The sequence below is a fragment of the Microbacterium trichothecenolyticum genome, from assembly GCF_000956465.1.
Classification (GTDB): Bacteria; Actinomycetota; Actinomycetes; order Actinomycetales; family Microbacteriaceae; genus Microbacterium; species Microbacterium trichothecenolyticum.
In genome coordinates, this window is record NZ_JYJA01000036.1 from 126,204 (window position 1) to 152,258 (window position 26,055).

General features: G+C 70.8%; 21 protein-coding genes and 1 tRNA gene. 9 read left to right on the top strand and 13 right to left on the bottom strand.

Annotated features, from left to right (window positions below):
* The first annotated feature begins 139 nt into the window (after positions 1 to 139).
* The 3 genes from RS82_RS12245 to gndA all read left to right on the top strand — a co-directional run bounded on the left by RS82_RS12245 (position 140) and on the right by gndA (position 3,701).
* Entirely contained in the window at positions 140 to 1,540 is a 1,401-nt protein-coding gene (locus RS82_RS12245) for a GntP family permease (protein WP_084695620.1), read from the top strand.
* Complete coding sequence (locus tag RS82_RS12250; protein WP_245619599.1) at positions 1,537 to 2,073, top strand: gluconokinase; 537 nt, start codon at positions 1,537 to 1,539, stop codon at positions 2,071 to 2,073. Before RS82_RS12245 ends, RS82_RS12250 begins: the two co-directional genes overlap by 4 nt.
* A gap of 179 nt (positions 2,074 to 2,252) precedes the next feature.
* Positions 2,253 to 3,701: an NADP-dependent phosphogluconate dehydrogenase gene (gene gndA / locus RS82_RS12255; protein ID WP_157005553.1), complete on the top strand. Its 1,449-nt coding sequence runs from the start codon at positions 2,253 to 2,255 to the stop codon at positions 3,699 to 3,701.
* A gap of 95 nt (positions 3,702 to 3,796) precedes the next feature.
* On the opposite strand, the gene RS82_RS12260 is transcribed toward gndA, so the two are convergent.
* Positions 3,797 to 5,140, bottom strand: a complete 1,344-nt coding sequence (locus tag RS82_RS12260) for an FAD-binding oxidoreductase (protein ID WP_045299809.1) — start codon at positions 5,138 to 5,140, stop codon at positions 3,797 to 3,799.
* Between the two features lie 99 nt (positions 5,141 to 5,239).
* Between RS82_RS12260 and RS82_RS12265 the strand changes: the two genes are divergently transcribed.
* Positions 5,240 to 6,229 (top strand): SDR family oxidoreductase, encoded by a 990-nt coding sequence (locus RS82_RS12265; RefSeq protein WP_045299811.1) that lies wholly within the window; start codon positions 5,240 to 5,242, stop codon positions 6,227 to 6,229.
* Between the two features lie 18 nt (positions 6,230 to 6,247).
* On the opposite strand, the gene RS82_RS12270 is transcribed toward RS82_RS12265, so the two are convergent.
* The 3 genes from RS82_RS12270 to RS82_RS12280 all read right to left on the bottom strand — a co-directional run bounded on the left by RS82_RS12270 (position 6,248) and on the right by RS82_RS12280 (position 9,976).
* On the bottom strand, positions 6,248 to 6,973 hold the full coding sequence (locus RS82_RS12270) for an ABC transporter ATP-binding protein (RefSeq protein WP_045299813.1): 726 nt from the start codon (positions 6,971 to 6,973) through the stop codon (positions 6,248 to 6,250).
* Between the two features lie 65 nt (positions 6,974 to 7,038).
* Positions 7,039 to 8,514 carry an ABC transporter permease gene (locus tag RS82_RS12275; RefSeq protein WP_045299815.1) on the bottom strand — a complete coding sequence of 492 codons (1,476 nt, stop codon included), beginning with the start codon at positions 8,512 to 8,514 and terminating at the stop codon, positions 7,039 to 7,041.
* Positions 8,515 to 8,683: 169 nt separating this feature from the next.
* Positions 8,684 to 9,976, bottom strand: a complete 1,293-nt coding sequence (locus tag RS82_RS12280; RefSeq protein ID WP_045299817.1) for a vanadium-dependent haloperoxidase — start codon at positions 9,974 to 9,976, stop codon at positions 8,684 to 8,686.
* A 222-nt stretch (positions 9,977 to 10,198) separates the two neighbouring features.
* On the opposite strand from RS82_RS12280, the gene RS82_RS12285 reads away from it, so the two are divergent.
* Both RS82_RS12285 and RS82_RS12290 read left to right on the top strand, forming a co-directional pair.
* Entirely contained in the window at positions 10,199 to 10,927 is a 729-nt protein-coding gene (locus tag RS82_RS12285; RefSeq protein WP_045299819.1) for a response regulator transcription factor, read from the top strand.
* A gap of 182 nt (positions 10,928 to 11,109) precedes the next feature.
* On the top strand, positions 11,110 to 12,504 hold the full coding sequence (locus RS82_RS12290) for a sensor histidine kinase (RefSeq protein ID WP_245619606.1): 1,395 nt from the start codon (positions 11,110 to 11,112) through the stop codon (positions 12,502 to 12,504).
* A 16-nt stretch (positions 12,505 to 12,520) separates the two neighbouring features.
* On the opposite strand, the gene RS82_RS12295 is transcribed toward RS82_RS12290, so the two are convergent.
* The 8 genes from RS82_RS12295 to RS82_RS12330 form a co-directional block, all read right to left on the bottom strand.
* Positions 12,521 to 14,083 (bottom strand): FAD-dependent oxidoreductase, encoded by a 1,563-nt coding sequence (locus RS82_RS12295; RefSeq protein ID WP_045299822.1) that lies wholly within the window; start codon positions 14,081 to 14,083, stop codon positions 12,521 to 12,523.
* A 5-nt stretch (positions 14,084 to 14,088) separates the two neighbouring features.
* Positions 14,089 to 14,643, bottom strand: a complete 555-nt coding sequence (locus RS82_RS12300; protein WP_045299824.1) for an MOSC domain-containing protein — start codon at positions 14,641 to 14,643, stop codon at positions 14,089 to 14,091.
* A complete protein-coding gene (locus tag RS82_RS12305) occupies positions 14,640 to 15,575 on the bottom strand; it encodes an FAD:protein FMN transferase (RefSeq protein WP_045299826.1) in 936 nt (311 codons plus the stop codon). Before RS82_RS12305 ends, RS82_RS12300 begins: the two co-directional genes overlap by 4 nt.
* A 3-nt stretch (positions 15,576 to 15,578) precedes the next feature.
* On the bottom strand, positions 15,579 to 16,058 hold the full coding sequence (locus RS82_RS12310; protein ID WP_045299828.1) for an FMN-binding protein: 480 nt from the start codon (positions 16,056 to 16,058) through the stop codon (positions 15,579 to 15,581).
* A 76-nt stretch (positions 16,059 to 16,134) separates the two neighbouring features.
* On the bottom strand, positions 16,135 to 18,906 hold the full coding sequence (locus tag RS82_RS12315; RefSeq protein WP_045299830.1) for a cation-translocating P-type ATPase: 2,772 nt from the start codon (positions 18,904 to 18,906) through the stop codon (positions 16,135 to 16,137).
* Positions 18,907 to 18,963: 57 nt separating this feature from the next.
* Positions 18,964 to 19,998 (bottom strand): ribose-phosphate diphosphokinase, encoded by a 1,035-nt coding sequence (locus RS82_RS12320; RefSeq protein ID WP_045299833.1) that lies wholly within the window; start codon positions 19,996 to 19,998, stop codon positions 18,964 to 18,966.
* A complete protein-coding gene (gene glmU, locus RS82_RS12325; protein WP_045299835.1) occupies positions 19,973 to 21,445 on the bottom strand; it encodes a bifunctional UDP-N-acetylglucosamine diphosphorylase/glucosamine-1-phosphate N-acetyltransferase GlmU in 1,473 nt (490 codons plus the stop codon). The genes RS82_RS12320 and glmU overlap by 26 nt, the downstream gene beginning before the upstream one ends.
* A 1-nt stretch (position 21,446) precedes the next feature.
* Positions 21,447 to 21,518, bottom strand: a tRNA-Gln gene (locus RS82_RS12330).
* Positions 21,519 to 21,617: 99 nt separating this feature from the next.
* Here RS82_RS12330 and RS82_RS12335 point away from each other — a divergent pair.
* Entirely contained in the window at positions 21,618 to 22,121 is a 504-nt protein-coding gene (locus RS82_RS12335) for a MarR family winged helix-turn-helix transcriptional regulator (RefSeq protein WP_045299837.1), read from the top strand.
* 7 nt (positions 22,122 to 22,128) lie between these two features.
* Here RS82_RS12335 and RS82_RS12340 read toward each other — a convergent pair whose 3' ends face one another.
* Positions 22,129 to 23,943, bottom strand: a complete 1,815-nt coding sequence (locus RS82_RS12340) for an ABC-F family ATP-binding cassette domain-containing protein (protein ID WP_045299839.1) — start codon at positions 23,941 to 23,943, stop codon at positions 22,129 to 22,131.
* 120 nt (positions 23,944 to 24,063) lie between these two features.
* Between RS82_RS12340 and RS82_RS12345 the strand changes: the two genes are divergently transcribed.
* Positions 24,064 to 25,749 carry an FAD-dependent oxidoreductase gene (locus RS82_RS12345; RefSeq protein WP_045299841.1) on the top strand — a complete coding sequence of 562 codons (1,686 nt, stop codon included), beginning with the start codon at positions 24,064 to 24,066 and terminating at the stop codon, positions 25,747 to 25,749.
* Positions 25,746 to 26,036, top strand: a complete 291-nt coding sequence (locus RS82_RS12350; RefSeq protein ID WP_157005555.1) for a metal-sensitive transcriptional regulator — start codon at positions 25,746 to 25,748, stop codon at positions 26,034 to 26,036. The genes RS82_RS12345 and RS82_RS12350 overlap by 4 nt, the downstream gene beginning before the upstream one ends.
* Positions 26,037 to 26,055 lie beyond the last annotated feature (19 nt).

A 26,055-nucleotide genomic window follows, 5' to 3' on the forward strand; every position in this document is an offset into this window, starting at 1 on the left:
TGCCGCACCACGCTCGTTTCGTCCGACATTCGAGCGTCGTGCACTTTTTATGTCGTACATATTGACAGCCACGGACGATCACGTCAGACTAAACAGCAGCCCGGGTCAAAGACCGACCCCGTTTCGATCAAGGACGCTCATGGATCTCTCCGGACTTCTCTCCCTCACCGCCGCCGCGGCCGAAGTGACGCCCGTCGGCCCGCCGTGGCAGCTGCTCACCGCCGCCGTGATCGGCATCGCGATCATCGTTGTGCTGATCACGTGGCTGAAGGTGCACCCCTTCCTCGCCCTGATGATGGGCGCCATCGCCACGGGAATCATCGCCGGATTCGAACCAGGCAAGACGATCGCCAGCTTCACGACGGGCTTCGGCGCGACGATGGGCGGCGTCGGCATCCTGATCGCCCTGGGCGCCATCTACGGCAAGCTCCTGGCCGACTCCGGCGGCGCCGACCGCATCGTCGACACCCTCGTCGCCCGCGCCACGCCCCGCAGCCTCCCCTGGATCATGGGCTTCATCGGTGCCATCATCGGCCTGCCGATGTTCTTCGAGGTCGGCCTCGTCCTTCTCGTGCCGGTCATCATCCTGGTCGCGCGTCGTTCGGGCCTGCCGCTGATGAAGATCGCGATCCCGGCGCTCGCGGGCCTGTCCGCGATGCACGGCCTCGTGCCGCCGCATCCCGGCCCGCTCGCCGCCATCGACATCCTCGGCGCCAACCTCGGCCTCACCCTCGCCCTCGGCGTGCTGATCGCCATCCCCGCGGTGATCGTGGCAGGCCCCTTGTTCTCGGGCCTCGCCGCGCGGTGGGTACGCGTCCCCGTGCCCGATCTGTTCGTCACCGCGGAGGACGAGGGCGAGCAGCAGACGCGGCGCCCCTCGTTCGCCGCCACGCTCGCCAGCATCCTCCTTCCCGTCGTGCTCATGCTCGCCCGCGCGATCGCGGACATCGTCGCGCCGGGCTCGACCGCCCCCGCCAAGGCCGTCATCGACTTCCTCGGCACGCCCGCCGTCGCGCTCCTCATCGCCGTCATCGTCGGCTTCTTCGTGCTCGGCGGCGGAGCCGGATTCGGCCGCGCCGAGATCGCGAAGTCGGTGGGCTCGTCGCTCGGCCCGATCGCCGGCATCCTGCTCATCGTCGGCGCCGGCGGCGGTTTCAAGCAGGTGCTCGTCGACACCGGCATCGGCGACGTCATCGCGAACCTCATCGCCGAGTCGGGTCTCTCGATCCTCTTCCTCGCGTGGCTCGTGGCAGCCGTCATCCGCGTCGCCACCGGATCCGCCACAGTCGCCACGATCACCGCGGCCGGCATCCTCCAGCCGCTCACCGTGGGCCTCGACCCGGCGATGTCGGCACTGCTGGTGCTCGCGATCGGCTCGGGATCGGTCTTCCTCTCGCACGTCAACGACGCAGGCTTCTGGCTCATCAAGGAGTACTTCGGTCTCAGCATCACGCAGACGCTCAAGAGCTGGACGGTTCTCGAGTGCCTCATCTCGGTCGTCGGACTTGTCGGCGTCCTCGCCGTCAGCGTGTTCGTATGAGCGCCGAAGGGAGAACCCGGATGCTGTCGACCCCGCCGATCCTCGTCCTGATGGGCCCGTCGGGCACCGGCAAGTCGACCGTGGGCGCCATGCTGTCCGGCAGGCTGGGGTGGGCGTTCCAGGAGGGCGACGACCTGCATCCGGCCGCGAACGTCGAGAAGATGCGGCGCGGTCACGCGCTGACGGACGCGGACCGGATCCCGTGGCTCGAGCTCGTCGCAGCGTGGATCGACGAGCGCCGCGCGGCGGGCGAGCCCGGGATCGTCACCTGCTCGGCGCTCAAGCGCAGCTATCGCGACATCCTGCGCCGTGACAACGTCACGTTCGTGAACTTCACCGGAGACGTGGCGGTCGTGCGCGACCGCATGATGCGGCGACAGGGGCACTTCATGCCGCCGGCGCTGCTGGACTCCCAGTTCGCGACGCTCGAGGCGCCTGGGCCCGACGAGCAGGCGATGGACGTCGACATCGCGTTGCCGCCCGAGGACCAGGCAGCGCTCGTCGCGTCGGCGCTGCGGCTCGAAGGTTCATGACGCTCCGGCGGAGACCGACGACGCTCCCGGGCTAGGCTCGTCACGTCAGCCGCGAGCCGCCCCGCCCCGAACCCCCACGCTCACAACCGGCCGCCTCGCGGCGTGAGCAGCCGGCCATGTCGTGTAACACGAACAGGTCAGACTTTAGGCTGAATAGCAACGAAGACAGGAGCTCGAGAGTGTCCGAGAATGCAGCGAACATCGGTGTGGTGGGTCTTGCGGTGATGGGGTCGAACCTCGCCCGCAACCTCGCCAGCCGCGAGGGCAACACGGTCGCGGTCTACAACCGCAGCCGGTCGAAGACCGACGAGCTGACCGCGGCGCACCCCGAGGCCGAGTTCGTCCCCGCCTTCTCGTACGAGGAGTTCGCCGCGTCGCTGCAGAAGCCGCGCGCCGCGATCATCATGGTCAAGGCCGGCCGCCCCACCGACGCGGTCATCGACTCTCTGGTCGAGGTGTTCGAGCCCGGCGACATCATCGTCGACGGCGGCAACGCCCTGTTCACCGACACCATCCGCCGCGAGAAGGCGGTCCGCGAGACCGGCATCAACTTCGTCGGCGCCGGCATCTCCGGCGGCGAGGAGGGCGCGCTCAACGGTCCGTCGATCATGCCCGGCGGCTCGGACGAGTCGTGGGTCACCCTCGGCCCGATCCTGAAGTCCATCGCCGCGGTCGCCGAGGGCGAGCCGTGCGTCACGCACGTCGGCCACGACGGCGCCGGCCATTTCGTGAAGATGGTCCACAACGGCATCGAGTACGCCGACATGCAGCTCATCGCCGAGGCGTACGACCTGATCCGCCGCGGCACCGGCAAGAGCCCCGCCGAGATCGCGGACGTCTTCGCCGAGTGGAACCAGGGCGAGCTCGAGTCCTACCTCATCGAGATCACCGCCGAGGTGCTCCGCCAGACAGACGCCGCCACCGGCCAGCCGCTGGTGGACGTCATCCTCGACCAGGCCGGCGCGAAGGGCACCGGCGCCTGGACCGTGCAGACCGCGCTGTCGCTGGGCGTCCCCGTCTCGGGCATCGCCGAGGCCACCTTCGCCCGCTCGCTCTCCTCCCACCCGGAGCAGCGCGAGGTCTCCCGCGACCTGCCCGGCCCCGAGGAGGGCCTGAAGGTCGACGACGCCGACGCGTTCATCGAGGACGTGCGCCTCGCCCTGTACGCGTCGAAGATCGTGGCCTACTCGCAGGGCTTCGACGAGATCCGCGCCGGCGCCGCCGAATACGACTGGACCATCGACCTGGGCGCCGTGTCGAAGATCTGGCGCGCCGGCTGCATCATCCGCGCCCAGTTCCTCAACCGCATCGCCGACGCCTACGCCGCCGAGCCCGAGCTGCCCGTGCTGCTCACCGCGCCGTACTTCGTCGAGGCGCTCGGCCGCGCGCAGGGCGCGTGGCGGCGGATCGTATCGGCCGCCGCAGGCGCCGGCATCCCGGCCCCCGCGTTCTCGTCGTCGCTGTCGTACTACGACGGCCTGCGCGCCGAGCGCCTGCCCGCCGCTCTCATCCAGGGTCAGCGCGACTTCTTCGGCGCCCACACCTACAAGCGCATCGACAAGGACGGCACCTTCCACACCCTGTGGTCGGGCGACCGCACCGAGATCGAAGCCGAAGACACCCACTGACTGACGCCTCGAGCGCGCGTCCGAGGGCGGATCCCCTGCAGGGGATCCGCCCTCGGCGTCTCAGCCCGCGACGGTTCGCTGGGCGCACTAACCGGTCAGCCGGCGTGACCGTTCGGGCCGGGCTTGACGTTGTGGTTGCGGCAGAACACGTTGCCCGGGTCCCATTCGCGCTTGACCGCGGCGAGTCGGGCCATGGTCGCCGGCGGGTACATCCGCTCGGCGAACGCGGCGTCGGTCGAGACGGTGAAGTTGCCGTACACGCCCGAGCCTTTCGCCTCGATCGCATCCCACTCCGCGATGACCTGCGCGCGGGTCGCGTCGTCGAGCATGCCCGGCACGTCGAAGGCGCCGGCCATCGCGAACCACGTCGCGTCGCGGGCGGGGAACGCCGAGTCGTCCTGCGCCACGTCGCCGTACGCACCGCCCAGCGAGCGGAGGAACGCGACGGACGCCGGGTGCTGCTCGCGGAAGGACACGAGCCTCTCGATCGCCTCGTCGTCGAGCACCGGCACCAGGGTGTTGCCGCCGACGAAGCCGGGCATCGGCTGCTCGGGGTCGAACTCGGGGGCCTCGAGCAGCACGTCGGGATACTCCTGCACCCCGAACTCGCGCTCGGTCACTCCGGGCGCCCCCGCCAAGGGCGCGAGCGCGCGACGCGCCGCCTCTTCGTCGGTACCGATCCACACCGCGGTGATCGAGGCGCCCGCGGGTGCGCTCGGGTCCATCGCGGGCACATCCATGTAGGTGACGGTGAGGCCGCGCGGGGCATCGGCCATCAGGTCGCGCAGCACGCGGATGATCGGGCGGGCATCGCCCTCGATGCCGTAGACCGCGTGCACCACCCCGTCGAGAGGGTGCGCCTCGAAGTCGAACCGGGTGACGACACCGAAGTTGCCCCCACCGCCGCGGAGTGCCCACAGCAGCTCGGGGTGGGAGGAGTCCGTCGCCTCGACCACGTCGCCGCGCGCGGTGACCAGCTGCGCGCCCACGAGCTGGTCGGACGCCAGGCCCCAGGCGCGCACCATCCAGCCGATGCCGCCTCCGAGGGTGAGGCCGCCGACCCCGACCGATGCGGTGTCGCCCGAACTGATGCCCAGCCCGCGCTCGGCGAGCGCGTGTGCGACGGAGCCCCACTGCGCTCCCCCGCCGACGCGGACGCGGGTGCCCTCGACCTCGATGTCGTCGAGCGCGGAGATGTCGAGGGTGAGGCCACCCGGCACCCCGCCCCAGGCGCTGTGACCGCCGCCGCGGATCATGATGTCGAGCCGCTCTGCTGTGGCGTAGCGGAGCGCGCCGCGCACGTCGTCGACGGTGGCGGCGCGGATGACGGCGGCGGGTGAGCCGATGCCGGAGTGGAAGCGGCGGGCGGATTCCCATTCGGAATCGCCCGGACGGATGACGGTGCCGACGGAGCCGGCGCTGAGGTCGTCGTTGCTCATGACGGCCAGGCTAGGGGTCGGCGCCGACATCGACCAGTGTTCAGCCGGCTGAGTCCCCGGGGCCGTGGCGCGTGGTCGGACCGGCGTAGGCTCGCGAGGGTGACGAGCATCCTCTACATCGGCGGCACCGGAACCATCAGCGCGGCGTGCGTCCGCCGCTCCGTCACCCTCGGGCACGACGTCGCGGTCCTGAACCGCGGCGGAGCCCGGCGGCCCCTCCCGCCGGAGGTCGAACTCATCGGGGCCGACATCCGCGACGCCGCGGCCGTCCGCGCCGCGATCGGCGATCGGCGATTCGACGTGGTCGCCGAGTTCCTGGCGTTCTCGCCCGAGCACATCGCGACCGACCTCGACCTGTTCGAGGGGCGCACCGGGCAGTACGTGTTCATCAGCTCGGCCTCCGCGTACGAGAAGCCGCCGCGCCGGCTTCCGGTGACCGAGTCGACGCCCCTGCGCAACCCGTACTGGCAGTACTCGCGCGACAAGATCGCGTGCGAGGACGTGCTGGTCGCCGCCCACCGCGAGCGCGGCCTGCCCGTCACGATCATCCGTCCGTCCCACACCTACGACGAGCGGCTGCTGCCGACCCTCGGCCATTGGACCGACATCGCCCGTATGCGCGAGGGGCGCCCGGTCATCGTGCACGGCGACGGCACGAGCCTGTGGACCATCACGCACAGCGACGACTTCGCGGTCGCGTTCACGGGCCTGCTCGGCAACCCCGCCGCGATCGGCGAGGCGTTCACGATCACCGGCACGCACGCGCCCAGCTGGAACCAGATCTACGGGTGGCTGGCCGATGCGGCGGGCGTGGCGTCCCCCGACCTCGTGCATGTCGCCTCCGACACGATCGCCGCGTTCGAGCCCGAACTCGGGCCCACGCTCATCGGCGACAAGGCGCATTCGATGGTCTTCGACGTGTCGAAGGTGCAGCAGCTCGTCCCCGAGTTCCGCACCACGATCACCTTCGACGAGGGTGCGCGGCGCATCCTCGCCTACTACGACGCGACCCCCGACGCGCAGCAGATCGACGAAGGCCGCGATGCGCTCTTCGATCGCATCGCGGCCTTCGTCCGCTCGGCCGGCTGAGCGCCGATCGGGTCCTGATCAGCGTGTGATGTCGCGCACCGTGCCCTTGTCGAGGCGCAGGCGTCGCCGGGCTCGACGCGCGACGGCCGAGTCGTGGGTCACGACGATGAGGGTGAGCCCCTCGTCGCCCAGCGCCTGGAGCACCGTGAGGATCTCGTCGCGCATGCTCTCGTCGAGGTTGCCCGTCGGCTCGTCAGCAAGGAGCACGCGCGGCCGCTTGACGATCGCCCGTGCGATCGCGACGCGCTGCTGCTGACCGCCGGACAGCTCGCCGGGGCGGTGGTCGGCGCGCTCGGCGAGGCCGACGTGCGCGAGCGCCTCGGTGACCCGGGCGCTGCGCTCGTCCTTCGACAGCCCCAGCGGCTCCAGCGCCATGTCGACGTTCTCGTGAGCAGTGAGTGTGGGGATGAGGTTGAACCCCTGGAACACGAAGCCGATCTCGTGCGCGCGGATGCGGCCGAGCTCGCGGTTGTTCGCGGTCGCGATGTCGATCTCGCCCAGGTGCACCGAGCCGGCGGTCGGGCGATCGAGCGCGCCGAGCAGCTGCAGCAGGGTCGACTTGCCGCCGCCGGTCGGGCCCTGGATCGTGACGAAGTCGCCCGCGTCGATCGTGAGGTCGACGCCCGCGAGCGCCGTCACGACGCGGCCCTTCTGCGTGTAGGTGCGGGTGACGCCTTCGAGGCGGTATAGCGCCTGGGGCGCAGCATCCGCAGCCGCTGCCGGCTCGGTGTCGATCATGGTCATGACGTGCTCTCCCGTCGGTGAGGTGGGTTCGGGTTGGATGGGGATGGAGTCCGACATGGGATGCCTCAGCCCACCGATCGCAGGGCTTCGGCGGGGCTGAGCCTGGCCGCGCGCCAGCCGCCGAACGCGCCGGCGACCAGTCCGCCGAGGACCGCGATGCCGACCGCCGCGACGACGACCCACAGGGTGATCGGCGCCGACAGCACGATGTCGGTGCCCGCGGCCTGCATGGCGTTGCCGAACGCACCGCCGCCACCGCCCATCGGGCCTGTCTGACCGCCGTCAGGGCCGAAGCTCTGCGCCGCGGGGGCCGTGGAGATCGTCGGCGAGATGAGGTTGATCAGGGCGATGCCGGCGAAGCCGATGACGAGGCCGATCACACCGCCGATCGCACCCTGGACGACGGACTCCCCTGCGACCTGGCCGACGACGCGGCCGTTCGACCAGCCGATGGCCTTGAGCGTGCCGAACTCGCGCGTGCGGCGCGAAACGCCCGAGATCGTGAAGAGCACGGCGAGCACCAGCGCGACGGCGAGCACGATCAGCGACAGCCAGGTGCCCAGGTTCGTGATGAGGGCCGAGGCGCTCGAGAGCGATCCCGACACCGTCGAGGCGAGGTCCGCCTGCGAGCTCACCGTGGCGTCCGGGAGCTCCTCCTGGAGAGCCGTCTGCACCGACGCGATCGCGTCGGAGGACTCGGCCTGCACGTACACGGTGGACACGACGTCGCCGGCGCCGGCGAGCTCCTGCGCAACGCCCAGCGGGATGTAGACGTCGGACGCGGTGTCGGCCTCGTCCGAGGTCGAAGCGACGATTCCCACGATCTCGAAGTCCTGGCCGCCGACATCGATCGTCTCGCCCACGGCCAGGCCGGCCGTCGACGCGTAGGCCGCATCGAGCACGGCGACGTACTCCCCCTCGTCGGACGACTCGAGACCCCGGCCGTCCGAGACCTCGACCGCCGAGAGCGGACCGACCGCGTCCGCCGACGGGTCGATGCCGAGCACGGTGAACGAGTCGACGCCGAACGAGCCGCCGCCGAAGCCGCCGCCGCCGTCGCCCTGCTGCGGCGGCTGGCCCTGCGTGCCCGTGCCCGAGTCCGTCGCGTCATCGGGCCGCTGCGGCAGCTCCCCCGAGAACGTCATGTTGGTGAGGCTGAGTGCTGCGGATGCTGCGGACACGCCCTCGACGCCGGTCACGGTGTCGAGGGTCGAGGCGTCGAGCGTCGAACGCATGGGCTCGGTCACGAGCCGGGACTGGCTGAGCTCCGTGGTGCCGTCGTCGGTGGTCGAGCCGCCGTCCTGGCCGAAGTCGAACCGTGCGCCGCCACCCTCGCCGGGCTCCGCCTGGGCGCCGGTCACGGTGAGGTCGGTGCCGACCCCGTACACCGACTCGAGGGCCTGCGCCTGGGCCGCGCTCACCCCGGCGGCGAGGGAGTTCACGATCATCACGAGGGCGATCGCGATCGCGAGGCCGGCGGCCACGATGATCGTCTGCTTCTTGCGGCCGGCCAGCTCCCGCCGCAGATAGGTCACGTACATGGGTCTCCTCCTGGCGGGCGGAATGCCGGCCATCGACGTGACGCTACGAAGCGGCGTGATGCGCACCCTCAGCGCGACCTATGCACCCCTTATGAACGGTGAGACGACAGTCGCGGGACGAGACCCCGGGTTCTCCCAGGGTCTCGTCCCGCGACGGGGTCTCACACGGCTAGTCGCGCGAACGCTGGAAGTGGTGGGCGAGCTCCCAGGACGACACGCGCTTGCTGATCTGGACGCCGTCGTCCACCGCTGAGCGGAAATGAATGCCGCCCCAGACGCGAGCATTGCCGACCTCTTCGGTCAGATCGCGCGGGCGTTCGAACGTGCGATCGCCGAGTCCGGTCAGGCTGGGGACGGTGAAGTCGATCCGCTGCGTTCGGAGGAACTTCGCGACCACCTGCCCGCCCGCTGGCGTGATGCACGAATGCGCGCTCGGATACTCCGGGTGATTGGGCGTCGCAGGCAGCAGCGGTGACCACGACGGATCGCCGACGGTCCGCTGGTTCCCGTCGGTGTCGCCTGCGCGGATCGCGGTGATCGGACGCCAGAACGCGTAGTGGTACTTGGCGTCGAAGCAGGCGATCAGGGCATCCGCGTACGTCACCGAGACCATCGCCATGAATCGTGCGGCGTCCACCACGCCGAGCTGGTGGTCGAGGACGAAGGCGCGGAACGCGCCGCGGGCCTGCTGGACCGGCGGCTCTCCCCAGAACCGGGCGGCGAGTGTCTGATCGGGCGTCCGTGTGGTGCTGGTGCTCGATCCGACCGCCTTCGCCTCCTCGTAGTCGGGAGCCCATTTCCGACTGTCGAGGTCGGGCGGTCCGCCAGGGCGGAACTGGTCAGCGGACTCGAGTCCGAAGGGCTTCATCAGGCCGAGGTACGCGCCGATGGGCGGCGTCGGCGCGGTGGGGAGCCACACACCCGGAACGGGTGGATCCGGCGGGGCGTAGGTCACCGCAACCCGGAACCCGTCGTCGGCGCGCTGGGCGATGAGCTCGCTCGCCACCTCCGCACCGGTCGCCACCCCGTCGGTCTCGGCCTGCCCGTCGGGAACCGCCACGAGTGCGGCCGTGTAGGCCGGTTCGACGATGGAGGCGGCCTGCCCCGGCAGGTAGTGCAGCAAGATGCCGCGCGCGGCGGCGGCCACGGCCGCCTCCGCCGAGGCGCCACCGGGGGCGTCCATGTCGACCGCGAACGCCTCGTAGCCGCCTTCCACGGCCATCACCGCGTCGTAGACCGCGATGGCCACGTACGCGAAGATCGTGTGCCCCTCCGCCGGCGACAGCCCGGCGGCCGTGAACGCCTGCGTGCCGACGGCGTCCCAGTATGCGATGGATGAATCCGGGGAACTGGTCGCCTCGGATCCGGGGTCGGCGGCGGCCGGTCCGGCGAGCCCGCTGATCGACGATGTCACGAGCACCGGCACGAGGAGCCACGCCGCGTTCGAAGCCTTCGACCTCATTGTCATCTCCTCTGTCTTCGAGCTTGCGCTGGTAGGTGTGCGATCGCCGTTGTGCCACATGCCGGTATCAGCCCGGTACCGGCGGCTGAAGGGACCCGGCAGTTCCTGCGACCGCGAGGGTCCGGCACGGAACCACCGCGGGTCGCCGTCGACCGCTGCACTCACAGCCGGCGCATAGCGGGCTCCATAGGAATCGCATAGGAAGGCCCGCACAATGGACGCATGACCAACCCCGCACCCGCCCTGCTGCGTCCCGACGGCTCGAACCTCCGCGTGCTCGTGGTCGACGACGAGCAGATGCTCACCGACCTGCTGTCGATGGCGCTGCGCATGGAGGGATGGGAGGTGCGCACAGCGGGCTCCGGCTTCGAAGCCCTGCAGTCGGCCCGCGACTTCGAGCCCGACGCGATGGTGCTCGACATCATGATGCCCGACCTCGACGGCATGGCCGTGCTGCAGCGGCTGCGTCAGGCGGGCGACGACGTTCCGGTGCTCTTCCTCACCGCGAAGGACGCCGTGAGCGACCGCGTCGCCGGGCTCACCGCCGGCGGCGACGACTACGTCACGAAGCCGTTCAGCCTCGAGGAGGTCGTGGCACGCCTGCGCGGGCTCATGCGCCGCGCCGGCACCGCGCACGCCGCAGGCGCCGAGCCGATCCTCCGCGTCGGCGACCTCACCCTCAACGAGGACAGCCACGAGGTCGAGCGCGCCGGCACCGAGATCGAGCTCACGGCGACCGAGTTCGAGCTGCTCCGGTACCTCATGCGCAACCAGCGCCGCGTCGTGTCGAAGGCGCAGATCCTCGACCGCGTCTGGAACTACGACTTCGGCGGTCGCTCCAGCGTGGTGGAGCTCTACATCTCCTACCTCCGCAAGAAGATCGACGCGGGACTCGAACCTCTGATCCACACCGTGCGCGGCGTCGGCTACATGATCAAGGCGCCGCAGTGACGGACGAGAGGACTCCCGAACCCACGACGATGGGGGCGACGGATGCCTCGACCGGCGCACGCGCGCAGGCCGAGGCATCTGCTGCACCCGTGGAGGACACCGAAGACGCGCTCCCCCGGCGAGCGCCGTGGACCCTCCAGCGCAAGCTGATCGTCACGGTCGTCGGAATCACGTCGTTCATCATGGTGCTCGTGGCCGTCGCGACGAGCGCGATCCTCGGACAGGTGCTGGAACAGCAGCTCGACGCCGAAGTGAAGGCGGAGCAGCAGAGCGTCAATTACATGAGGCCGCTCCTTGCCAATGGCCTCACCGCGGAGCAGATCCTGGAGGAGCAGCCCCGGCAGCCGGGATACTTCCTCGCAGTGCAGTCACTGCCGGGAGACGCCAGCGCTGCCGTCGTCGACCAGAACGGCGAGGTGGTCGCCCTGACCGATGACCAGATCGCCGAGATCAGCGGAAGCGTTCAGGGGCAACGGGGCCAGCTCGTTGTGACCATCGACGACCTCGGCACCTACCGCATCGAAGGCGTGTCGTTCGGCGGCACCACCATCATCGTCGGCCTGTCCCGCGCCGGAATCACCGAGACTCTCACGCGCATGCTGATCACGATCGGCCTGCTCACCGCGGGCGGCCTGCTGCTTCTCGCCGTCGCGACCGCGTGGACGATCCGCCGGGGCCTCGCGCCCCTGCGCGCCGTCGCCGACACCGCGGCACGCGTGTCGGCGCTGCAGCTCGACCAGGGCGAGGTGTCGATCGCCGAGCGCGTGCCGGTGCGGCAGGCCGATCCGCGCACCGAGGTCGGCCGCGTGGGCGCCGCGCTCAACACCCTGCTCGACCATGTGGACGAGTCCCTGACCGCCCGCCAGCGCAACGAGGAGCGCATGCGCAGCTTCGTCGCCGACGCCAGCCACGAGCTGCGCACGCCTCTGGCGTCGATCCGCGGCTACTCCGAGCTGTCGCTCACCGCACTCAGCCGCGGCCAGGCCACGGCCCTCGAGACGACCGAGGCGTCGCTGGAGCGCATCCAGGCGCAGTCGCTGCGCATGACGTCGCTCGTCGAGGACCTGCTGCTGCTCGCGCGGCTCGACGAGGGCCAGGAGCTCGTGTACGGCACCGTCGACCTGACGCGGCTCGCGATCGACGCCGTCGGGGACGTCACCCCGACCGGACCCGACCACGAGTGGGTGCTCGAGGTGGGCGACGAGCCGGTGCTCATCGCCGGTGACGCCGGGCGGCTGCATCAGGTCGCCGCGAACCTGCTCGCCAACGCCCGCACGCATACGCCGGCCGGCACGACGGTCACCGTGAGCGTCTCCCGCAACGGCAAGGACGCGATCCTCCGCGTGCACGACGACGGCCCCGGCATCGATCCGTCCCTCGAGGACGAGCTGTTCGAACGCTTCTCGCGCGCCGACCGCTCTCGTGCCCGTCAGACCGGCGGCACCGGCCTCGGCCTCTCGATCGCCCGGGCCATCGTGGATGCCCATGGCGGCAGCATCCGTGTCGCGAGCAAGCCCGGCGACACGACCTTCGAGGTCCGACTGCCGGCCCGCCCCGCCGACCCCGTGGCGAACTGACCCGCGAGGGCGCGAGTCAGTAGCCGCTGAAGGCGTCGGTCGTGATCGAGCGGGCCTTCTCGAGCGCGGGGGCGAGCTCGGCGATCAGCCCCGCCGGCCCGGAGATGTACGCGTGGCGCGCGGCGATGTCGGGGACGACGCGCACGAGGCCTTCGGCGTCGAGGCGGACCCCCTGCGCCCACACCCAGTGGGCGGGGAGGTCGGCCGGCCGGTCGCGCGTGAACACCACGACGCGGGCTCCGGATGCCTCGATCTCGTCGCGGTACGCGAGCTCCGACGAATCCGACGCGACGTAGACAAGGACCACATCGCGATCGACCCCGTTCGCCTTGCCCTGGGTGAGCTGCGACACGAACGGCGTGACACCGATGCCGGCCGCCACCATCAGGATCGGTGCCGCATCGCGCTTGGGGAGCAGGAAGTCGCCCCAGACGCCTGTGATGGCGAGCTCGTCGCCCGGCTCCACCAGCGCGAGCGCCTTCTTGTACGAGCTCAGCGGCTTCGTGGTCTTGCCCTCCTTGAAGGCGACCTTCACGAACGGCAGGTCGGCGGGCGCCGACGCGATGCTGAACTCGCGGCGGGTGCCGCGCGCGTCGGGGTGCCGGTGCGGCACCTCGAGCTCCAGGTACTGGCCCGGCAGGAACGCGAGCCGGTCGTGCACCCGGAACGTGAGCTCCTGGACGGTCGGCGTGGGTTCGGCGCGCGCGACCAGTGTGAGCCGCACGGCCGTGCGGACGGCGAACGCGAAGGCCACCAGGTTGCCGACGAGGAGTGCGCGCTCCTGGCCGAGGGTGATGTCGCCGATCGCGATCGGCCACCCGGCGAGCACGCCGACGACACCGGCGACGACGAACTGCTGCCACCGCCGGGGCGGGAGCGTCAGCGGCTCCGACAGCATGAACGCGCCGAGGAAGAGGAACGGCGACGACCACAGCACCGGCCACAGCAGATCGAGCACGTCGATCTCGAGGCCGGCGTCCTGGTACTGCACCGAGGTCCGGATGACGCCGACGGCCACGGCGGTCACGAGGAACACGAGGATGACGCGCACCTTCTCCGTGCGCACGAGCACGGCGAGGCCCAGCAGGATCACGGGTGCGGCGAGCGCGGGCGTGCCCACCCACCACGAAGACGCGCCAAGGTCGGGCCACGCCAAGCTCAGCAGGGTGAGCACGGTCGCGCCGACCGCCGCGGGGTTGAAGACATGCCGGCCGCGCCAGGCGAGGACGTACTTCGACAGCGACGCGACCGCGGCGGCGATCGCGATGCCGACCAGCGGGACGAACTCGTACGTCGGACGCAGCACGAACAGCAGGATGTGCGCCGTGATGAGCGACGATTCGAGGCGCCACGGGAGGTTCAGCACGCGCTGGGCCGCGGCATCCACCCCCACGCACACGGCCGAGAGCACGGCGAGCGTCGCGACCAGCTGCAGCGGGTCGGGACCGACCAGGTCGAAGAACGACAGCAGCAGCGCGACGGCGGCGAGGGCTGCGAGCGCGAAGTAGACGAGGCGGTACATCGACATGCGGCCGAGCACCGCGAAGACGCGGTTCCAGAGAGCGGTCAGCGATCCCATCCGCGTCACACCGGCTGCAGGGGCTCGAAGCGACCCGCGGGCGGGATGACACGGATGCTGTCGCCCGGGCGCACGACGCCGCCTGCGAGCACGACCGACATGACGCCCGCCAGACGCACGGTGGCGCCGCTGTCGTCGATGGAGACCAGTTCTTTCATGAGCCCTTCCGAGAGTCCGTTGATCTGCGCGCAGGGGTTGCGTAGGCCGGTGATCTCGATCACCGCGCCCTCACCCAGCTCGAGCCGCGTGCCGCGCGACAGCCCGAGCAGGTCGACGCCGGCCGTCGTGATGTTCTCGCCGAGAGCACCCGGAGCCACCTCGTGGCCGCGTTCGGCCATGTCATCGAACAGCTCGGCGTGGATGAGGTGCACCTGCCGCAGGTTGGGCGTCGTCGGGTCCCGCCTGATGCGGGAGAGATGCTGCACGGTGATGCCGGCGTGGGAGTCCCCCTCGACGCCGATCCCGGCTATCAGGGTGATGCTCTCGCGTGTCGGCTTGCTGAAGCGATGCGCGTCGTCGCGCGAGACCGCGACGACGTGTCCGGAGGGAGGCTCGGTCACCTTCCCAGGCTATTCGGTCGCGAAACCGGCGCGGTCACGGGTCCGACATCCGGGCGCACGAACAGCTCGGCGCGGCAGCCGGGCGACCACTCGACGCGGCCGTCGGTGGTCATGCGCACCCACTCCACGCCCCACTCATGTGCCAGGCGCGGGCCGCCGTCGAAGAACAGCGACGTCGCGATCGCGTCGGCGGTCATCGCGTCGGCCGCCACCGCCCAGGTCGCCGCGATCGCCCGGACCGGCTGTCCGGTGCGCGCGTCGAGCACGTGGTGCAGGGTCGAGCCCCTCGCGGACGGCCACGCGCGCCGGTTGATCGCCGACGCGCACAGTGCGGCATCCGTCACCTCCCAGACGCCGATCGCGCGACGAGGATCGAACGGATGCTCCAGCCCGATGCGCTGCGGACGCCCCCGTACGACGAGGTCGCCGCCGGCGTCCACGGTGAGGTCTCCGGACTCGGTGAGAATGAGGATCCCGAGCACGAGATCGACGAGGCGTCCCTTGCCGAGCGCGCCGACGTCGACGGTCGCCGGCTCGGTGAGGGCGAGCCGGCCATCCTGCCAGGTCAGACGCTCGCGCCAGTCGAACGGCGCGGCGAGCGGCCCCGCGTCGTCGAACGAGTACTGCGCGTCATAGCCGAGCGCGTCGAGCGAGTCCCCGACGAGCGGGTTCACGGCTCCCCCGGTGGCCTCCGACACGGCAGCGAGGGCATCGAGCATGGGCGCCGCGTCCTCGGGCGAGGGAAGAGATGCCGCACCGCCGGCCAGCGCACTGACGTCGGAGTCGTCGCGGAAACGCGACCACGCCCGGTCGAACGCGTCGATCCGCGTCGTCACCTCGCGCCGCACCTCCTCGGGCAGCGGGCGCTCGGTGACGATCTCCCACGTCGTGCCGATGGCGTCGAAGCGCCATGACGCCGGCACCGCGCTCATGGGCTAGCTCGCCGCTTCGGACTTGATCGTCTCGATCGCCTCGTTGAAGCCGCTGCTGGTGAGGGACGATCCGGCGACGCGGCTGACCTGGATGTCGTCGATGTCCTCCCCCACGACCACGTCGGCGATGCCCCCGATGAACTGGCCCTGGTACTGCTCGGACTCCCGCTTCTGCGGGTCGCCGGTCACCTCGACGGCGGTGATGACGTCGTTCTCGAGGGTCACCGTGACGTTGATCGTCTCGACCGACTCGGGCGTCGCGTACGAGCCGTCCGCCGAGTACGTGCCGTCGGCGTAAGAGCCAGAGGCCGTGCCGGAGTCCGTCGAGCCGGAGTCCGTCGACGACGCCCCGCTGTCGGTCGTCGTGCGTTCCTCGGCCTCGGAAGCTGTCGCCGCGCAGCCCGACAGGAGGGCGATGCCGGCGACGGCGGTGAGGGCCGCGCCGGCGCGGACGGGGCGGGAAGCGAGTGCGGTGCGGATCATGATGGTCCTCCTGGCTCGGGTCGGGCTCGTGGCGTCGACGCGATATCCGCGTCGGATTGGATCCTTTCAAGCCCGCCTATGAGCCGCCTTTGAGAGATGCGGCAGTGCGCGATGAGCCTCGCCGAGCCCGCAGCACCGCCTTCAGCACCTCCACCGCGAGGAAGATCCCGATCGACACGCCGATCGGGAGGATCCAGGATGCCGCGGGCAGGGGCCGCGACTCGAACAGCACGTTCATGAACGGCACGTACGTGTAGACGAGCTGCAGCCCCACCAGCGCCAGCGCCGACCACCACACCACCCTGTTGCCGCGCAGCACATCGAGGGTGAGGCTCGAACGGGTGAGGAACCGGCAGTTGAACAGGAACGCGAGCTGCCCGAACGCGAGCATCAGGACGGCCTCCGTGCGTGCCACCTCGAGGTCGGCTCCGGCCGCCGACACCCCGTAGAACACGCCCATCGCCGCGCCGCCGATGAGCAGCGACACGATGAGGATGAATCCGAGCTCACCGCGGTTGATGATCGGACCGCCGCTCGCGCGGGGCGGACGGCGCATGATGCCGCGCTCGGCGGGCTCGTACGCGAGGGCCAGCGAGAGCGTGACGGCGGTGACCATGTTCACCCAGAGCACCTGCACGCTGGTGAGCGGCAGCGCGAGGCCGAACACGACAGCGACCAGGATGACCAGCGACTGCGCCCCGTTCGTCGGCAGGAGGAAGACGATCGACTTGCGCAGGTTGTCGTAGATGCGACGGCCCTCGGCGATGGCGCTGCGGATCGTCGCGAAGTTGTCGTCGGCGAGCACGAACTCGGCCGCTTCCTTCGTCGCCTCCGTGCCCTTGATGCCCATCGCGATGCCCACGTCGGCGCGCGTCAGGGCGGGGGCGTCGTTGACACCGTCGCCGGTCATCGCCACGACCTCGCCGTGCGACTGCAGCGCGCGCACGATGCGGATCTTGTGCTCCGGACTGGTGCGCGCGAACACGTCGACGCCCTGCACCACCTCGCGCAGCTGCTCCTGGCTGAGCGCTTCGAGCTCCGCGCCGGTGAGCACCTCCGCGTCCGCGCCTGCCAGGCCCATCTCGTGCGCGATCGCGAGGGCGGTCCCGGCGTGGTCGCCGGTGATCATCTTGACCCGGATGCCGGCGGTGTGGCAGTCCGCGATCGCCTCGACGGCCTCGGGCCGGGGAGGGTCGACGATGCCCCACAGGCCGATGAACTCGAGGTCGACCAGGTCGTCGAGCGCGAACTCGTCCGTCGTGGGACGCACCGGTTTGCGTGCGGCCGCCAGGACGCGCAGGCCCTGGCCGCTGAGTCTGGCGACCGCGTCGTCCCAGCGCGCGAGATCGAGCGGCTCGGAGCCGTTCACGCCGCGCTGCGTGAGCGAGCGCTCGAGCAGGCGGTCGGGCGCGCCCTTCACGAGGATGGCACGTGACACCTCACCCGCCTCGCCTCCCGAACGCGCGCCCTCGTTCAGCGTCGCCATGAGCTTGTTGGCGGAGTCGAACGGGATGACGGCGACCCTGCGCCCTCCGGTGCTTCCGACGCCGCCCTTGATCGCGACGGCCTTGAGGGCACCCTCGGTGGGCTCGCCCACGAGGCTCCACGAGCCGTCGTCGGCTCGAACGATGTGCGCGTCGTTGCACAGGGTCGCGATCGCGAGGATCGCGGCGAGATCGCCCCCGCCCCCGGCAACCGGCTCTGCGTTCGCCGCCACGATCTCGCCTTCGGGCGCGTAGCCGAGGCCGGTGACGTCGTAGTCCGCAAGGGGGGTGACGATGTGGCGCACCGTCATCTCGTTCCGGGTGAGCGTGCCCGTCTTGTCGGAGCAGACCGTGGTGACCGAGCCGAGGGCCTCGACCGCGGGCAGCTTGCGCGTGATGGCGTTGTGGCGGGCCATCTGCTGCACGCCGATGGCGAGCGTGATCGTGACGAGCGCGGGAAGGCCCTCGGGGATCGCGGCGACGGCGAAGCCGATGGCCGCCGAGATCAGCTCGTCATACGGCATCCCGTGGAGGAACCGCCCGATCATCATCATGACCGCCGCCATACCGAGGATCACCACGGTGAGCACGCGACCGAAGCTGTCGAGCTGACGGGTCAGCGGGGTGGCCAGGGCGTCAGCCTCGTCGGCGAGGCTCTGGATGCGGCCGAGCTCGGTGGTCGGGCCGGTCGCGGTCACGACGCCCCGGCCCTGCCCGGCGCTCACGATCGTGCCCGAGAACGCCATCGACCCGCGGTCGCCCACGCCCGCGTCACCCGCGACCGGATCGGTCGCCTTGGACGACGGCACCGACTCGCCCGTGAGCGCGGCCTCGTCGATGCGCAGCTGGTTCGCCTGCAGCAGCCGGAGGTCCGCAGGCACCTTGTCGCCCGGCATCAGTCGCACCACGTCGCCGGGTACGAGATCGGCCGCCGCAACGGTGACCCAGCCGCCGTCGCGCCGCGCGCTGGCGTCGGCCGACAGCATGCCTCGGATGCCCGCGAGCGCCTTCTCGGCGCGGCCCTCCTGGACATACCCGATGACCGCGTTGATGATCGCGACCACCATGATCACCCAGAAGTCGAGCCAGTCGCCCATGAGCGCCTTGATCACCGCGGCACCCAGCAGGATGTAGATCAGGGTGTCGTTGAAGTGCGCGAGGAAGCGCAGCCACCCCGGCTTCCGCGCGGGCTCGGGCAGGCGATTCGGCCCCGCCACCTCGAGCCGTTCCGCGGCGTCAGCGGTGCTGAGACCCCCGGCGTCCGCTTCGAGATGCTCCAGCACATCGTCTGCGGGGACGGCCCACGGGCGCGCGACGGTCAGCCGGGCCTCCGTCAGCGGTCTGGACTCGAGCGGCTGCGACATTTCTGGATCGTCCTTCCGTCGCCGCCGCGGAGCCGGGGTCTCGACTCGGCGCCGGCGTCAGGCGGCCCCGTCGAACATGCTGGTGACGGAGCCGTCCTCGAACACTTCGTGGATCGCACGTGCGAGCAGCGGTGCGATAGGCAGAATCGTAAGCGTCGAGAAGCGCTTCTCCGCGGGGATCGGAACCGTGTCGGTCACCACGACCTCATCGACCGCGGGGCTCTGCAGGCGCTGAGCGGCCGGGTCGCTGAAGATCGCGTGCGTGGCGGCGACGATCACCTTGACCGCGCCGTTCGCCTTGAGCGCCTCGGCGGCCTTCACGATGGTGCCGCCGGTGTCGATCATGTCATCCACGAGGAGGCAGACCCGACCGTCGACGGCGCCGACGATCTCGTTGACCGTCACCTGGTTGGCGACGTTCGGGTCGCGGCGCTTGTGGATGATCGCGAGCGGCGCACCGAGGCTGTCGGACCACTGGTCCGCGACGCGCACGCGCCCGGTGTCGGGCGAGACCACCGTCAGGCGCTCACGGTCCTGAGCGCTCAGCGTGTTCTCGAAGTACTCGAGAAGCACGGGCTTCGCGAACAGGTGGTCGACGGGCCCGTCGAAGAAGCCCTGGATCTGCGCGGCGTGCAGGTCGACGCTCATGACGCGGTCGGCACCCGCCGTCTTGAAGAGGTCGGCGACGAGGCGGGCGCTGATCGGCTCGCGGCCGCGGCCCTTCTTGTCCTGACGCGAGTACGGGAAGTACGGCGCGACAACGGTGATGCGCTTCGCCGACGCGCGCTTGGCGGCGTCGAGCATGATGAGGGTCTCCATCATCCACTCGTTGACCGGCGGGCCGAAGCTCTGGATGAGGAACAGGTCGCACCCGCGGATCGAGACCTCGAAGCGGGTCAGGATCTCGCCGGACGCGAAGGTGCGGTACTCGGTCGGCACCAGCTCCGTACTCAGCTGCGCGGCGACCTCGGCCGCGAGCTCGGGGTGTGAACTGCCTCGCGCGATGACGAGACGCTTCTTCGTCTTGGCTACGAGTCCCGGGGCGATGTCATTCGCCCGGTCGAGTTCAACGGTCTTCTTCTTGCGCGCCATCGTCCGCCTTCTGTGCGCTGCGGGCCCTGGCGGCGACATCCGCCGCTCCGGTACCCGGTCTGTTCTTCTCGACCCACCCCTCGACGTTGCGTTGAGGGGCGACGCTGAGAGCGAGGGCACCGGCGGGTACATCCTTGCGGATGACCGCCCCGGCCCCGGTCTTCGCGCCGTCTCCGATCCTAACGGGCGCCACGAAGACGTTGTGCGAGCCGGAGTGGACCTCGTCGCCGATCTCGGTGCGGTGCTTCGCCAGGTCGTCGTAGTTCGCGGTGATCGCGCCGGCACCGAGGTTGACGTGCTTGCCGATCGTCGTGTCGCCGATGTACGACAGGTGCGGCACCTTGCTGCCCTCGCCGATCGTCGAGTTCTTGGTCTCGACGAACGTGCCGATCTTGCCCTTGTCGCCGAGGTACGTGCCGGGGCGCAGGTAGGCGAAGGGGCCGACGGTGGCCTTCGCGCCGATCACGGCGAGCGTCGCGTCGGTGCGGGTGACGGTGGCGTCCTCTCCCACCTCGCAGTCGACGAGGCTCGTGTCGGGGCCGACGAGGGCACCCGACGCGATGACGGTCGCCCGCAGGATGTGGGTGTTCGGCAGCACCGTCACGTCGGGTGCCAGCTTCGCGTCCACGTCGATCCACGTCGTCGCGGGGTCCAGGATCGTCACCCCCTCGAGCTGCCAGCGCCGCACGGTGCGCGCGTTCAGCACGCGAGCGGCCTCGGCCAGCTGCACGCGGTCGTTGACGCCCAGTGCGGCCGCGGCATCCGGAGCGGCCTGGGCCGCGACGAGGAGACCGTCACCCCGCAGCAGCGCCACGACGTCCGTCAGATACTTCTCGCCCTGCGCGTTCGCGGTGCCCACGAGAGCCAGCTCGGTGCGCAGCGCCTGCATCTGGAAGACGTACACCCCGGCGTTGATCTCGGTGACCGATGCCTCGTCCGCCGTCGCGTCCTTCTGCTCGACGATGCGCGACACGGCACCATCGGCGTCGCGGATCACCCGACCGTAGCCGGTCGCGTCGTCGAGCGAGGCGCTGAGCACGGTTGCGGCCACAGCGCGGTCGCGATGGGTGCGCACGAGCGCCTCCAACGTGTCGGCCTCGAGGAGCGGCACATCGCCGCTCAGGACGAGCACGTCGCCCGTGAAGTCGCCGAGGGCGTCCAGCGCCACCTCGACCGCGCGGCCCGTGCCGGGGATCTCGTCCTGGTCGACCACGACCACGCCCGGAACGGCCTTCACGACCGCCTCGGCGACGAGGTCGCGCTCGTGGCGCACGACGACGACGACGCGCTCGGGCTCGAGGGCGATCGCGGTGTCGAGCACGTGCCCGACGAGCGGACGCCCGCCGATGCGGTGCAGCACCTTGGGCACCGCGGACTTCATGCGGGTGCCTTGCCCTGCGGCCAGGACGATGACGGCCAGTGCGTTGTCGCGGGTCGTGTCGGTCATGCTCCGCCGCCAGGACTCGAACCTAGACCTCACAGCTCCAAAGGCTGTCGTGCTGCCATTACACCACGGCGGACCGCGGCGCTCCCGGGTGCCGGGCGCCGCCTGTCAAGTCTGCCAGACCGCACACCCGCCGCTGAGCCCGTCGAAGCGCCGCGCTCGGGATAATGGGGGCATGACGGCGCAGAGCGACGAGGTGGACCGCATCGTCGAGGCGTGGACCACGCAGCGTCCCGACCTCGACTTCTCGCCCCTCGGTGTGCTGTCCCGCGTGGACCGGCTGTCCCGGCACCTCGACCGCGCGCGCCGCGACGCGTTCAAGCGCAGCGAGCTCGAGCCCTGGGAATGGGACGTGCTGTCGGCGCTGCGGCGCGCGGGCGAGCCGTTCCAGCTCAGCCCGAAGCAGCTGCTGCAGCAGACGCTGGTCTCCAGCGGAACGATGACCAACCGCATCGACCGACTCGTCGGGCGCCGGCTGGTGCGCCGCGAATCAGACCCCGATGACGGCCGCAGCATCCTGGTCACGCTCACCGACGAGGGGAAGATCCGGGTGGATGCTGCGATCACGCGTCTCGTCGACGCCGAAGCGCTCCTGCTCGACGCCCTGTCACGGGGCGACCGCGACCGGCTCGCCGCCCTGCTTCGCAAGCTCAGCCTGGGATTCGACGCCGCGGACTGACCCGCGCTCAGCCGAGCTGCTCGGTGAGCTCGAACCAGCGCTCCTCAACGCCGTCGCGCTCCTTCTCGAGCTCGCCGATGCGGGCCATCTCGGCGCCGAGCCCGACGTAGTCCGACTGGTCGTGGTCGGCGAGCGCCGTCTTCGCGGTGGCGATCTGCGTCTCGAGCTTCTCGAGGCGCCGCTCCAGCGACGCGACCTCCTTCTGTGCGGCGCGCAGCTCCTGCCCCGACAACGACGGCGTGGTGGATGACGCGGATGCTGCGGCTGCAGCATCCGTCGCCTTCGATGTCGTCGGGCCGGCCGAGCGCTCACGCTCGCGCAGGCGAAGATATTCGTCGACGCCACCGGGGAGGTGGCGGAGGTGGCCGCCGAGGATCGCGTACTGCTGGTCGGTGACGCGCTCGATGAAGTACCTGTCGTGCGAGACCACCAGGAGCGTGCCGGGCCAGGAGTCGAGGAGGTCCTCGATGGCGGCGAGCATGTCTGTGTCGAGGTCGTTGGTGGGCTCGTCGAGGATGAGCACGTTCGGCTGCTCGAGGAGGATCAGCAGCAGCTGCAGGCGGCGCTTCTGCCCACCGGACAGGTCTTTGACGGGGGTCGAGAGCTGGGCGCTCTGGAATCCCATGCTCTCGAGCAGCTGGCCCGGAGTGAGCTCCTGCGCCTTCGAGCCGCTGCCGAAGGTGTATGTGGTGCGCAAGCGCGAGATGACGACGCGCACCGGGTCGTCGAGGTGCTCCTCGAGTTCGTCGAGGCGCTGCGTGAGCGTCGCGACCTTCACCGTCTTGCCGCGCTTCACGCGGCCGGCGGTCGGCTCCACGTCACCGGAGACGAGGCCGAGCAGCGTCGACTTGCCCGCGCCGTTGACGCCGAGGATGCCGGTGCGCTCCCCGGGAGCGATGCGCCACTCGACGGGATGCAGCACCTCTCGGTCGCCATACGAGACCGCGGCGTCGAGCAGGTCGACGACGTCCTTGCCGAGCCGTGAGACGGCGAGCGAGCGCAGCTCGGTGACGTCGCGGATCTCGGGCACGTCGGCGATGAGCACATTGGCGGCGTCGATGCGGAACTTCGGTTTCGACGTGCGCGCCGGCGCGCCGCGGCGGAGCCATGCGAGCTCCTTGCGGGCGAGGTTCTGGCGGCGCTGCTCGATGACGGCCGCCTGGCGGTCGCGCTCGACGCGCTGCAGGATGTAGGCCGCGTAGCCGCCTTCGAACGGCTCGACGATGCGGTCGTGCACCTCCCATGTGGTGTTGCACACCTCGTCGAGGAACCAGCGGTCGTGCGTCACGACCAGGAGGCCGCCCTGGTTCGCCGGCCAACGGCGCTTGATGTGCTCGGCGAGCCACGCGATCGCCTCGACGTCGAGGTGGTTCGTCGGCTCGTCGAGGAAGATGACGTCGTAGTCGCCCACGAGCAGCGCCGCGAGCGACACGCGTCGCCGCTGACCGCCCGACAGGCCCGTGACCGGACCGTCCCACGCCAGGTCGCCGAGCAGGCCCGCGATGACGTCGCGCGTGCGCGCGTCGCCGGCCCACTCGTGATCGGGGCGCGCGCCGACGACTGCTTCCCGGATCGTGAGGGCGTCGTCGAGGGTGTCGGCCTGATCGAGCACGCCGACGCGCACGCCGCCGCGGACCGTGACGCGGCCTCCGTCGGGCTCGAGCCGCCCCGCGAGCATCGCCAGCAGGCTCGACTTGCCGTCGCCGTTGCGGCCGACGACGCCGATGCGGTCGCCCTCGTCGATGCCGAGCGACACCCGGTCGAAGACGACCTTGGTCGGGAATTCCAGGTGAAGGGCCTCGGCCCCCAGAAGATGTGCCATGTCCCCTCAAGGCTAGGCGACCGGCAAGGACCGCTCCCGACGATTTCGCGCTTGATACCCCCTGGGGTATCGTAGATCTCTCGAGAACATACCCCTGGGGGTATCGAGGGAGGAGATGTCATGCGGATTGTGATCGTCGGTGGAGTCGCCGCGGGAATGAGCGCGGCGGCACGCGCGCGCCGTCACGACGAATCGGCGGAGATCGTCGTGCTCGAACGCGGCGAAGAGGTGTCGTTCGCCAACTGCGGCTTGCCGTACCACGTCAGCGGCGAGATCGAGAAGGCGTCCTCGCTCCTCCTCCACACCCCGGCGTCTCTGCGGGCGGCACTCAACCTCGACGTTCGCACGCGCCACGAGGTGCTCTCACTCGACGTGGACGCGCGCACCGTCACCGCGCAGTCACCGCGCGGCCTGGTGACACTGTCGTACGACGCGCTCGTGCTCGCCCCGGGCGCCGCGGCCGTGCGCCCGCCGATCCCCGGCATCGACTCGCCTCGAGTGCACACGCTGCGCACCGTGTCGGATGCCGTCGCCCTGCGCGAGCGCGTGACCGGCGGCGATCGCCGCGCCGTGGTGCTGGGCGCGGGATTCATCGGCCTGGAGGCGGCCGAGGCGCTTCGCGCGGCCGGCCTGGAGGTCGACCTCATCGAACGCGCCGACCATGTGCTGCCGCCGCTCGAGCAGGAGCTCGCGACCCTGGTGCGCGGCGAACTGGCCGGGCTCGGCATCCGAGTCCACGACGCCGTGGCCGCCGCACGTATCGAGGCCAGCGCCGACGCGGACACCGTGCATCTCGACGACGGCACGGTGATCGATGCCGACCTCGTCGTGCTGTCGGTGGGCGTCGCCCCCGACACGGGGTTCGCGCGCGACGCCGGCCTCGAGACGGCACGCGGCGCCATCCTCGTCGACGAGCGCGGTCGCACCTCCGCCCCCGGGGTGTGGGCGGCGGGCGATGCCACCGCGAGCCCCAGGGCCGTGACCGGCGCAGTCGCGCCGGCCGCGCTCGCCGGCCCGGCGAACCGGGCCGGCCGCCTCGTCGCCGACGACATCTTCGGCATCGCGGATGCGCGCCGGATCCCTGCCTCGTTCGGCACCGCGATCGTGCGCGTGGGCGGCCTCACCGCCGGGCTCACGGGAGCGAACCGCGCGTCCCTCGACGCCGCCGGCATCGCCTACCGCACGCTCCACCTGCACCCGAACCAGCACGCCGGCTACTTCCCGGGAGCCACCGCGCTGCACCTCGTCGTCCACATCGGCGCCGAGGACGGACGACTCCTGGGCGCACAGGCCGTCGGCGCGGAGGGTGTCGACAAGCGGATCGACGTCATCGCCACCGCGATGCGCGCCGGGTTCGCGGCATCCGATCTCATCGATCTCGACCTCAGCTACGCACCCCCCTACGGGCAGGCCAAGGACGCCGTGAACCTCGTCGGCATGGTCGCCGAGAACGTGCTCGCCGGACGCCTGCGGCTCTGGCACGCCGCCGAACTCGACGACGTCCGCACCGAGTCGCTCGTGCTGGATGTCCGGTCGGCGGTGGAGTTCGCAACCGGACACATCCCGGATTCGCTGAACATCCCGCACACCCAGCTGCGCGAACGGCTCGACGAGGTGCGGGACGCGGCCGACGGCCGGCCGGTGCGCGTGCTGTGCGCAGCGGGCGTCCGCTCGAACATCGCCCACCGCGTGCTCGCGAACAGCGGGTTCGACTCGGCATCGCTGTCGGGCGGCATCCAGACGCTCGAGCACTGGTACGGTGCCCGCATCGATCGGATCCTCACCCGCGAAGGAGCCCCCGCATGATGATCACCGGCACCCCCGAAGAGCAGGCCGCCACCCGCAAGCGCATCGCCAATCGCCTGAAGCGCGCGTACGGCCAGCTGGCCGGCGTCATCGCGGCGGTGGAATCGGATGCCTCGTGCCGCGACGTCGTCACGCAGCTCGCGGCCGTCACCAGCGCGCTGGATCGCGCGGGCTTCGCCATCGTGTCGGCGGCGATGCGCGACTGCGTCGCCGACCCCGAAGGCGCTGCGGGGGGCGAAGGCCTCACGGCCGACGAGCTCGAGAAGCTCTTCCTCGCCCTGGCCTGACGCCGGTCGCGGGATCATC

Coding starts and splice junctions, on each gene's coding strand:
- RS82_RS12245 (WP_084695620.1), top strand. CDS start 140: ATGGATCTCTCCGGACTTCTCTCCCTCACCGCCGCCGCGGCCGAAGTG.
- RS82_RS12250 (WP_245619599.1), top strand. CDS start 1,537: ATGAGCGCCGAAGGGAGAACCCGGATGCTGTCGACCCCGCCGATCCTC.
- RS82_RS12260 (WP_045299809.1), bottom strand. CDS start 5,140: ATGAGCAACGACGACCTCAGCGCCGGCTCCGTCGGCACCGTCATCCGT.
- RS82_RS12270 (WP_045299813.1), bottom strand. CDS start 6,973: ATGACCATGATCGACACCGAGCCGGCAGCGGCTGCGGATGCTGCGCCC.
- RS82_RS12275 (WP_045299815.1), bottom strand. CDS start 8,514: ATGTACGTGACCTATCTGCGGCGGGAGCTGGCCGGCCGCAAGAAGCAG.
- RS82_RS12280 (WP_045299817.1), bottom strand. CDS start 9,976: ATGAGGTCGAAGGCTTCGAACGCGGCGTGGCTCCTCGTGCCGGTGCTC.
- RS82_RS12285 (WP_045299819.1), top strand. CDS start 10,199: ATGACCAACCCCGCACCCGCCCTGCTGCGTCCCGACGGCTCGAACCTC.
- RS82_RS12290 (WP_245619606.1), top strand. CDS start 11,110: ATGGTGCTCGTGGCCGTCGCGACGAGCGCGATCCTCGGACAGGTGCTG.
- RS82_RS12295 (WP_045299822.1), bottom strand. CDS start 14,083: ATGGGATCGCTGACCGCTCTCTGGAACCGCGTCTTCGCGGTGCTCGGC.
- RS82_RS12305 (WP_045299826.1), bottom strand. CDS start 15,575: ATGAGCGCGGTGCCGGCGTCATGGCGCTTCGACGCCATCGGCACGACG.
- RS82_RS12310 (WP_045299828.1), bottom strand. CDS start 16,058: ATGATCCGCACCGCACTCGCTTCCCGCCCCGTCCGCGCCGGCGCGGCC.
- RS82_RS12315 (WP_045299830.1), bottom strand. CDS start 18,906: ATGTCGCAGCCGCTCGAGTCCAGACCGCTGACGGAGGCCCGGCTGACC.
- RS82_RS12320 (WP_045299833.1), bottom strand. CDS start 19,998: ATGGCGCGCAAGAAGAAGACCGTTGAACTCGACCGGGCGAATGACATC.
- glmU (WP_045299835.1), bottom strand. CDS start 21,445: ATGACCGACACGACCCGCGACAACGCACTGGCCGTCATCGTCCTGGCC.
- RS82_RS12335 (WP_045299837.1), top strand. CDS start 21,618: ATGACGGCGCAGAGCGACGAGGTGGACCGCATCGTCGAGGCGTGGACC.
- RS82_RS12340 (WP_045299839.1), bottom strand. CDS start 23,943: ATGGCACATCTTCTGGGGGCCGAGGCCCTTCACCTGGAATTCCCGACC.
- RS82_RS12345 (WP_045299841.1), top strand. CDS start 24,064: ATGCGGATTGTGATCGTCGGTGGAGTCGCCGCGGGAATGAGCGCGGCG.
- RS82_RS12350 (WP_157005555.1), top strand. CDS start 25,746: ATGATGATCACCGGCACCCCCGAAGAGCAGGCCGCCACCCGCAAGCGC.